We start from the raw sequence: 9795 nt of genomic DNA on the forward strand, positions 1-9795 counted from the left end.
CCAACCTTGGCAAGGTTGTGCTCTACCACTGAGCTACTTCCGCATGCGCATTTGCAACAATAACATTATATCATTGCTTGGCGATTTGTCAAGTCTCTTTTTTTAATCAATGATTTCGGAGAAGTGACGCTTCGTCGTCATGAACCGTATTTTATCACGCCGTCCGCTTCGTGTCAATAGGGATTTTTATCCGAATCTATCGAAGTTTCCGGTGTTTGTCCGGCTCTTTGCGACGTGTTTAAGTATACCCCATCATTCCATTTTGCGCAAGCCCTTTTTTGAAAAAAATTTGAACTTTTTTACAAAAAGGATACAAGAGGGCCATTCACCCCTTCTTCTGGCTTCCAGGCCCCTTCCTCCCCGCGCACAAACAAAGAGCCCGCTTCCCCCTTGAAAAGAGGAATACGGGCCATTCTTAGCAGATATAACACTATTACAGTTCGAGATCGGGATTGGCTCCGAATACTTTCATATGGCGTCCGAAAACAGACTCTGCGCGGTCGGTATAGTACCCAAGGTACAGACAGACCGTATTGTCCCCCGTCGGCTTGTCAGCTGACGAGCTTCCATACGCTGTCTTGTCGGAAAGGAATCTTCCGTCCATGGAAATGAAATCGGCAGAAAGTCCTTCAAGGATGGCTGCTGCAAAAGGATGGATGTCTTCTGCAGGCACCGGTTCCCCATCCGTTGCGCCTGCGCTCTTAAGGATCGCAAGCGATGCCCGGGCCGCCTCTGACGTTCCCTTTTCAATGGAGAAAGGAATCGTGAAGAGGGATTCTGTTTCCAGATAATCCAGGCAGCATAAGAGAAGGTAGAGGGAAACTGCATTTTCCATGGAAACTCCGATCAAAGAGAGATCGTCCTTTCCTTCAGGAAGGCCGGATGCGAGAGCGCGGAATACCTTCCAGCCCGTTTCCTCCCATTCCGGATGCACCTTTTTGCAAAGGCTTCTCCAGCGCGCCATGAAGGATACCATGTAAAGAGGCCCTTCAAAAGCTTCCGGGAAGATATGGAAGTAGTGCGCGGAAATTTGGGCAGCAGGATTTGGCTTTTCCATGAAATCCGCCGTAATGCCTGCATCGGAAAGGCAGGACTTCAGGTACACGGGCGGCACGCCCATGTCGATCAGTCCGCCGATCATCATATCCGCCGTCAGTCTGCCGTAGCATCGTACGAATAAAGCTTTCATCACTTGATCTCCTCTCTCTGCCTTCCTGCGCCCGGTCCGTCTTCAGCCACGTCTACGCCGGCCGAGCCGAATGTCTTCATCTGGTTCAGCATATCGATTGCCGCATCCATGAGGGAAAGTCCCAGCGCGGAACCATAACCTTCCGCTTCCGTGAAATCATAATGAAGGAAGGATTTCATGCCAAGCTTCTGCATCTGCATCTGGTGGACCGGTTCTTCATAATACACGGAAGGAATGACAAAATTCCGGATTTCCGGATACGCCGTCACGGCGCCCAGAACGGCAGCGCCTGTCACTGCATTGTCAAAGACGACCATCATATTGCAGCGGGCCGCTTCGACGACAAGGCCGAAGAGCGCTGCAATTTCAGCAGATCCCACGATGGAAAGCGTTCCCACAGGATCCTTGGCAAAATCGCCGACATCAGAAATATTCAGGGCAAAGCCTGTCTTTTCAGATGCCTTCTTCAAGTCTTCCTTCATGATGGCTGTCGTCACGGCCAGTGCAGAAAGCATGGAGCGCTCCCCGATATTTCCAAGGCCGATGACTTCGATGCCCTGACCGGCCAATGTCTTTCCCACCGACATGCCGACGGAAATCGCAGCGGCCGTCACTTCATCATCCATGGCAGGGTGGCCGAAGTGCGTGCCGCGGATGACCTTCTGCGTGAGGACGCCTTCAATGTCAGACGTATCCTGTTCAAGGCCCACGTCGATCAGGTAGACCGGCGCATCGATCATGCGCGCCGCAGCATTGACCGGGCCTGCGCCCTGGGCGACAAGCTTCATTTCATCATGGGAGAGCTGTCCCTTCGTCTTGTTTTCCCCGTCAGAAGCAGTATCCCCGCCGAAAATGACGATGGCCTTGTTCAGGTAGGACGGCTTGACTTTCCCCGTCACGCCTGCGATCCTGACAGCGATTTCCTCCAGTTTCCCCAGGGAATGGATCGGCTTGATCAGGTTATCGACGTAAAGCTGGCAGGCTTCCATGGCCTCCTTGTTCAGTTCCGGTATACGGCTCATGCTTTCACCCCCGCTTCTTCCTTTGTCACGCACTCACGGAATGCCGCAAGCGCAATTTCAAGCATTTTCATCTGGATGCCGGCTCCGACAGATTCTCCGAGGCGGAAATCCAGGTCGATGTATTCAGCAAGACCAAGCGCCGCCAGAGACTTCTTGTGCGCCTGTTCGAGCGACAGATGGGACGCCATGAGGTAGTTCACCACTTCAGGAAGAAGCGCCCTTGCAATGAAGGCGCTTGCCGTCGTGTTGAAGCCGTCAATGATCGTCATCGCATGGTTGGCAGCGGCGCCCAGGATGACACCGGCGAGGCATCCGAATTCAAAACCGCCGACCTTGGCAAGGACATCGATGCCGTCACCAGCATCCGGCTGGTTCACGTCGAGCGCCTGCTGCACGACCTCCACCTTGTGACGGAGACGTTCATCGGAAATGTTTGTCCCGCGTCCTGTGACCTCGATCGCATTCCAGTGATTAAAGGCCCCTAAAATGCACGCAGACGACGTCGTATTGGAAATCCCCATTTCACCGATTGTGAAGACCTTGTAGCCCTCTTTAGCTTTCTTGTCGGCGATTTCTATGCCGGTCTCGATCGCCTGGATAGCCTGCGCCCTTGTCATGGCAGGACCTTCGGTGATATCCTTCGTTCCCCATGCGATTTTACGGGGAAGAAGGCCTGGCACACGGCTCATGTCATGATTGATGCCCACATCGACGACGACCATGTCAGCACCTGCATAATAAGCCATCGCATTGGCCGATGCGCCCTTGGCAACGACATAGGACTTCGTCATGCCGACCGTCGTCGACTGCGGATAGGCGGAAACGCCCTGCTTGTAGACGCCGTGATCGGCGCAGGCAATCACCATGCAGCACTTGGGCTTGTCCGGAATGGCCTCTCCCGTGATGCCTGCATAGCGCACCACCATGTCTTCCATTTTCCCGAGATTTCCCATGCCCAGATATAAGTCACTCCAGCGCTGTCCGGCCTGCTCCATGGCATCCTGATCAAGCGGCTGGATGCGGTTCAAAGTTTCATCAAGTAAACCCATCATGCCTCCTTGTTTCACATAATGATTTGGAAAGTCATACAGTATTATTATACCATGAAACGCTCTCTTCTCTTTAGCGCGCTTTCCCTGCCTGATTTCTAAATTATTATTGTGTTTTTTAAGATATTGTTTATAAATCGGAAAGTATCTATAATATAAGTAGGCGAAGTTATGCCCTTCTCGAAATATGAATCCTGACAGGAAATCTGTCACCAAAAGGAGGTCTTATTTTGGATTACGAAAAATTATACATCACCGGAGAATGGATTCCGGGCGCATCCGGCACATTCATCGACGTCGAGAACCCGGCGACCCGTGAAATTTTCGCCAGAGTGCCGGCCGGCAATGCAGAAGACGTGGACAAGGCTGCCAAAGCCGCTCACGCTGCTTTCCCTGCATGGGCTGCCAAGACACTTGACGAAAGGATCGCCCTCATGGAGAAATTCCTGGAAATCTTCAGAAGCCAGGAAGACGGCCTGATCGACATCACGATCAAGGAACTCGGCTCCCCGTGGGCATTCACGAAAGGCTCGCAGGTCGAATACCAGTACGTCCGCACCCGTTCCTACATCGATCTGGCACCGACCGTTCCCATGGTTGAAAAAATGGCAGAATCCACAACATACAGAGAACCAGTCGGCGTCGTCGGCTGCATCACTCCGTGGAACTACCCGCTCGGCCAGGTCATCCAAAAAATCATCCCGGCTCTCCTGATGGGCAATACCATCATCTTGAAGCCAAGCCAGCATACACCGCTTTCTGCCTACTGGCTCGTCGATGCCTTTGAAAAGGCGGGATTCCCGAAAGGCGTCTTCAACCTCGTCACAGGCCGCGGCGGAGAAGTCGGCAATGCCCTCTCCTCTCATCCGCTCGTCGATATGATTTCCTTCACCGGCTCCACCAAGGGCGGCGTCACTGTCAGCAAGCATGCGCTCGAATCTGTAAAGCGCATCAGCCTCGAACTTGGCGGCAAGTCCCCATATGTCATTTTGAAAGCAGAAGACCACGACTACAACAAGCCGATCCATCTCTGCTTCAATACCATTTTCCTGAACTCCGGGCAGACCTGCACCGCATTCTCCCGTCTCCTCATCCCTGAAAGCGAAAAGGAAACGATCGAGAAGCAGCTCGTTGAAATCGCCAAAGAATACACCGTCGGCGATCCGGAGGATCACAATGTCAAGCTCGGACCTGTTTCCTCACGCGCCCAGTATGACAAGATCACAAGCTACATCAAGAAAGGCGTCGAAGAAGGCGCTACGCTACTCTACGGCGAAGTTCCGAAGGATCTTGGCGAAACCGGCGGCTACTACATCCATCCGGTCATCTTCACCGACGTCAAGAACAGCATGACAATCGCGCAGGATGAAATCTTCGGACCAGTCCTCTGCGTCATCACTTACAAGGACATCGATGATGCCGTTGCCATTGCCAACGACGTCCGCTATGGCCTGAATGCCGGCGTCTATGGCCCGAAACAGGAAGCCATCGCCGTCGCTCACCGCATCCAGTCCGGCAACGTCTACATCAATGACAGCCCGAGAGATACGGCTGCACCATTCGGCGGATACAAGGAAAGCGGTATCGGCCGTGAAGGCGGCGTCTACGGCATGATCGAATTCACGCAGCAGAAAGCTCTCTTCGATACATGCAAGGAATAATCTGCTATTGAAAAATACGCTATTGAGAAAGGGTGCCCGGAAAGGCATCCTTTTTCTTGTGCCTTCTTTTTTGTATAATGAAATATATAGAAAAAGGAGGCACTATGAAACAATCTCTTCTTAAGAAAATAATCATCGCCGTCATCGTCATCCTCGCCGCCGCTGCCGGCTGGTACTTCTTCTACTGGAAAAATACCCCCGCCTATGCGGCAGGAGAAATCCAGCAGGCCGTGCAGCATAAGGACCTGCAGCTCTTCGAAGAACGCGTAGACCTCAGGAAGGTCTATTCCTCAGCCTTAGACGACTCCGCATCCATGCTTGCCAATGACGGAAAACCCGATCACCGCTTTGCTGCCGCCATCATCAAATCGCTGAAGCCGCAGCTCATCGATGAACTCATCCGCCAGACAGAGCTCAAATTCCAAAGCGGCGATACCGAGCCGAAATCCATCACAGGAAAGGCCGCACAGACCCTCACCGCTTATGCAGGCTCCTCCGCCCTTTCCCTGACAGGCATCTTAAATGTCGAGAACAATGACAAGGGTGCCGTCGCCAACGTCAAGCTCCACGACAAGGACCTCAACAAGGACTTCATTTGGAAAGTGCAGCTTGAAAAGGACATCAACGGAAACTGGGCCGCGACGAAGGTACTGAACGTCAAGGAATACCTGCAGGAAAGAGAAGCGGCCGGAAAACTATAATACGCATGAAAAAAGGGACTGTAGCAAAATGATTACACATTTTGCCACAGTCCCTTTTTTATTTTCCATCCTTTTAGACAATCTGGAAAAGGAAGAATTTCAGGTAGTATGTTTCCGGCACGGTCATGAGGATCGGATGATCCGGGGCCTGCTGGCGGAATTCGATCTGGCGGAGTGTCACGCCTGCATCTCTGGCTGCTTCCTTCACCATTTTCACGAAGAGTTCCTCTCCCATGAAGTGCGAGCAGGAGCAGGTGGCAAGGTAGCCGCCTCTTGGCAGGATCTTCATCGCGCGGTAGTTGATTTCCTTGTAGCCGCGGAAGGCTTCATGGACGGTCTTTCCCGACTTTGTGAAAGCAGGAGGATCGAGGATGATGTAGTCGAAGTCATGGTTGTGTTCCTGATCAAGTTTGACAAGGTAATCAAAAACATCAGCCTTGACGACATCGATATCCAGGTTGTTGGCTTCTGCATTCTTCTTTGTCATGTCGACGGCTTCCTGGGAAATGTCGACAGCTGTGACAGACGCTGCGCCGCCCTTGGCAGCATTTAAGGCAAATGCGCCGGTATGGGTGAAGCAGTCAAGGACATGACGGTTCCTTGCAATGGCAGCGGCCGCCAAGCGATTGAACTTCTGATCGAGGAAGAAGCCTGTCTTCTGCCCGTTTTCCACGTCGACCGTGTAGCGGATGCCGTTTTCCACAATGCCTGCCGTCGTCGTCTTTGCCTTCGGATCGAGGAGCGGAGAATCAAAGAATCCCTTGAACTGTTCCATGCCTTCCAGTTCCCTGATCTTCACGTCATTTCTTTCATAAACGGCTGATACATGAAGATTTCTTTCATTCAGTACTTCGATCAGCGCATTTAAGATAACATCCTTTCTCTTTTCGATCCCGAGGGAAAGAATCTGCACGGAAAGGACTGTGCCGAAGCGGTCGACCGTAAGGCCCGGCATCTGATCGGCTTCGCCGAAGACAAGGCGGCAGCAGTTCATATCTTCCGGACGCATGACCTGCAGGCGGTAATCGACAGCATACGCCATCCTGCGCTTCCAGAATGCTGTATCAAATGTATCATTGGCATTGACAGAGAAAATGCGGATCGTGATCTTCGAATGCGGGTTGTAGAAACCCGTTCCGACAAATTTTCCCTTGACGGACAATACGCGGACAAGGTCGCCCGGTTCTGCCCCTTCTTCCACCTTCATGACCTCGGTCGAGTAGATCCAGGGATGGCCGCCTCTGGCCGCCAGTTCCGCTCTTTTCGTAATGACTGCTTCTTTACACTTTTTCATGCTGACTCCATTCTATGAATGCGGGAATCCCGCCAATTTTTCGATTCTGTTATCTTACCATATCCAAAGGACAAGCGACAGTTATTTATCCTTCAGGAATTCCTTGAGAACGACGGCCTGGTTATGGATTTCATCCTTCGCACCATAAAGAAGCGTCACAGGGCCCTTTTGAAGTTCTTCCCTGATAAGGGAAATGAACTTCTCCGTATCCGGATTTCCCGAAAGTTCTTCCGCATATCTTTTCTTGAACTTCTCGAATTTTTCCGGATCATGGCCGAACCATTTCCTAAGCTCCGTCGATGGGGCAATAGACTTGTCCCAGATACCGAGCGCTGCCTTTTCCTTGGAAATGCCCCTCGGCCAGAGCCTGTCTGTCAAAATACGGAAGCCGTCCGACTCCTCGGGCGCTTCATATACGCGCTTTACCTGTACATCCATAAGAATTCCTCCTTCTTATTATATTTTCCTTATACTTTCCTATAGTGTATCACTTTCCCAGTGGAAATAAAAAAAGAGAACAGCGATTTCTCGCCATTCTCTTTTAATGATTCATTCAGACTGATTCAGTCAGATTACATCATTCCGCCCTGCGGCATCGGAGGCATAGCCGGTTTATCTTCCAGGATTTCGCCTACGACTGCTTCTGTGGTCAGAACGAGAGCTGCAATGGATGCTGCGTTCTGCAGTGCGCTGCGGGTAACCTTAGCCGGATCAACGATGCCAGCCTTCATCATGTCTTCATACTTGTTTTTAGCTGCGTTGAAGCCGATGCCGTCGCCTGCTGCCTTGACCTTTTCAGCTACGATAGCGCCTTCGATGCCTGCGTTGTCAGCGATCTGACGAACAGGAGCTTCGATAGCGTGACGGACGAGGTTGATACCTGTCTTTACGTCGCCTTCAGCTTCGATGCTGTCCAGGGAGCTCTGGATGTCGAGGAATGTTGTGCCGCCGCCGGCTACGATACCTTCTTCAACAGCTGCGCGGGTAGCGTTCAGAGCATCTTCGATTCTGAGTCTCTTGTCTTTCATTTCGACTTCGGTTGCTGCGCCGACTTCGATGACTGCGATGCCGCCGGACAGTTTAGCCAGACGTTCCTGCAGTTTGTCTTTATCGAACTGAGAGGTGGTTTCCTTCAGCTGTTCTTTGATCTGTTCTACTCTGTGACGGATTGCATCCTTGTCGCCAGCACCATCAACGATGGTGGTGTTGTCCTTGGTAATGCGGACCTGATGAGCCTGTCCCAGGTCATCAAGGGTTGCGCTGTCGAGCTTACGGCCCATATCTTCAGAAATGACATGGCCGCCGGTCAGGATAGCGATATCTTCGAGCATTGCCTTACGGCGATCACCGAATCCCGGAGCTTTGACAGCTGCGCATTTCAGTGTGCCGCGGAGTCTGTTGACTACGAGGGTTGCCAGAGCTTCGCCTTCTACGTCTTCAGCAATGATCAGGAGTTCCTTGCCGCTTCTAGCTACCTGTTCGAGGAGCTGGAGCATATCCTGAAGCATGTTGATCTTCTTGTCGGTGATGAGGATCAGAGGATTGTCGATAACGCATTCCATCTTGTCCGGATCAGTTACCATGTACGGGCTGAGGTAGCCGCGGTCGAACTGCATGCCTTCTACGACTCTCAGGTCGGTTCCCATGGTCTTGGAATCTTCAACAGTGATAACGCCGTCATTGCCGACTTTGTCCATAGCATCAGCAATCAGTTTGCCGATGGTCTTGTCAGCGGAGGAAATGGATGCAACGTTAGCGATTGCTTCCTTGCCTTCTACCTTAACAGCCTTTTTCTTGATTTCGCCTACGAGAACTTCGACAGCCTGTTCGATGCCCTTCTTCAGGACCATCGGGTTTGCACCTGCTGCTACGTTTCTCATGCCTTCATGGATCATGGACTGAGCCAGGAGGGTTGCGGTTGTTGTGCCGTCGCCTGCTACGTCGTTTGTCTTTGTTGCGACTTCCTTGACGAGCTGAGCGCCCATGTTTTCAAATGGATCCTTCAGTTCGATTTCGCGGGCAATGGATACACCGTCGTTGACGATGTTCGGAGCGCCGAACTTCTTGTCCAGAACGACGTTGCGGCCTTTCGGTCCCAGTGTAATCTTAACTGCGTTAGCCAGCTGATCGACACCTCTAAGCAGTGCTGCGCGTGCTTCTTCATTATAAAGTACTTTCTTTGCCATTTATGTCACTCCTGTAAATGAAATACTAAAACAAATGATTAGAGAATTGCGAGAATATCTCTTTCAGACAGAAGCAGATAATTTTCTCCTTCTTCTTCAATGTCTACGCCGGAGTATTTTGCAAACAGAACTCTGTCGCCAACTTTGACTTCAAACGGTGTGCGAACGCCGTTGTCCAGAATTTTGCCGGAACCGATGGCAATGACAGTGCCCTTCTGGGATTTTTTCTGCGCTGTATCTGGGAGCAGGATGCCGCCCTTTGTCTTTGTTTCTTCTTCGTCGACTTTAACGAGAACACGATCTGCTAATGGTTTTAACATTTCCATTCCTCCTTTAACTATTAGCACTCAATCCATCTGAGTGCTAACTTACGTTACTATAATACATAACTTTTAAATGAAATGCAAGAGGGATGATGCGTTTCTTTGAAAAATTTTTGAAAATTTTCTATACGTTTTCCATAAAAAAAGGGCTGTGACAAAATCCGTTAAAACGCGGACTTGCCTTCCTAGACGGGGAAGGTGCCCGGAGGGCGGATAGGGTTGATTTCCACGGACGAAGCTATATAAGTTCAAAACAAATAAGAACTGATTTCTTTTGTTTCTCATCGCCGAGCTTCCCCCAACGGAGGGAAGAATTGCCTTTTACCTTGCTCCGGGAGGAGAAGACCTGCTACACAAGAACAAGCCCCAA

General features: G+C 51.2%; 9 protein-coding genes. 2 read left to right on the top strand and 7 right to left on the bottom strand.

Translation table 11 applies throughout. From position 1 onward, the window contains the following. Positions 1-433: 433 nt before the first annotated feature. Genes larC through cobT form a run of 3 tightly spaced genes read right to left on the bottom strand, consistent with a single transcriptional unit; the run spans position 434 to position 3260 of the window. Positions 434-1189 carry a nickel insertion protein gene (larC, locus tag M3200_RS07415; RefSeq protein WP_022382900.1) on the bottom strand — a complete coding sequence of 252 codons (756 nt, stop codon included), beginning with the start codon at positions 1187-1189 and terminating at the stop codon, positions 434-436. Beyond that, entirely contained in the window at positions 1189-2211 is a 1023-nt protein-coding gene (locus M3200_RS07420) for a nicotinate-nucleotide--dimethylbenzimidazole phosphoribosyltransferase (protein WP_022382901.1), read from the bottom strand. Before M3200_RS07420 ends, larC begins: the two co-directional genes overlap by 1 nt. After that, complete coding sequence (gene cobT / locus M3200_RS07425; RefSeq protein WP_022382902.1) at positions 2208-3260, bottom strand: nicotinate-nucleotide--dimethylbenzimidazole phosphoribosyltransferase; 1053 nt, start codon at positions 3258-3260, stop codon at positions 2208-2210. The genes M3200_RS07420 and cobT overlap by 4 nt, the downstream gene beginning before the upstream one ends. 230 nt (positions 3261-3490) lie before the next feature. On the opposite strand from cobT, the gene M3200_RS07430 reads away from it, so the two are divergent. Then, positions 3491-4921 carry an aldehyde dehydrogenase family protein gene (locus M3200_RS07430; RefSeq protein ID WP_022382903.1) on the top strand — a complete coding sequence of 477 codons (1431 nt, stop codon included), beginning with the start codon at positions 3491-3493 and terminating at the stop codon, positions 4919-4921. A gap of 104 nt (positions 4922-5025) precedes the next feature. Then, positions 5026-5622: a DUF2939 domain-containing protein gene (locus tag M3200_RS07435; RefSeq protein WP_022382904.1), complete on the top strand. Its 597-nt coding sequence runs from the start codon at positions 5026-5028 to the stop codon at positions 5620-5622. Between the two features lie 73 nt (positions 5623-5695). On the opposite strand, the gene M3200_RS07440 is transcribed toward M3200_RS07435, so the two are convergent. The 4 genes from M3200_RS07440 to groES form a co-directional block, all read right to left on the bottom strand. Further along, on the bottom strand, positions 5696-6916 hold the full coding sequence (locus M3200_RS07440) for a class I SAM-dependent rRNA methyltransferase (protein ID WP_022382905.1): 1221 nt from the start codon (positions 6914-6916) through the stop codon (positions 5696-5698). A gap of 81 nt (positions 6917-6997) precedes the next feature. Then, positions 6998-7354: a DUF488 domain-containing protein gene (locus M3200_RS07445; protein WP_022382906.1), complete on the bottom strand. Its 357-nt coding sequence runs from the start codon at positions 7352-7354 to the stop codon at positions 6998-7000. A 134-nt stretch (positions 7355-7488) separates the two neighbouring features. Then, positions 7489-9102, bottom strand: coding sequence for a chaperonin GroEL (gene groL / locus M3200_RS07450; RefSeq protein WP_022382907.1), 1614 nt, complete (start codon positions 9100-9102; stop codon positions 7489-7491). Between the two features lie 38 nt (positions 9103-9140). Continuing rightward, positions 9141-9422 (bottom strand): co-chaperone GroES, encoded by a 282-nt coding sequence (gene groES / locus M3200_RS07455; protein WP_022382908.1) that lies wholly within the window; start codon positions 9420-9422, stop codon positions 9141-9143. Positions 9423-9795 lie beyond the last annotated feature (373 nt).

Origin of the sequence: Dialister sp. CAG:357 (assembly GCF_000435155.1) — a bacterium.
In the GTDB taxonomy this organism is placed as follows: Bacteria; Bacillota; Negativicutes; order Veillonellales; family Dialisteraceae; genus Dialister; species Dialister hominis.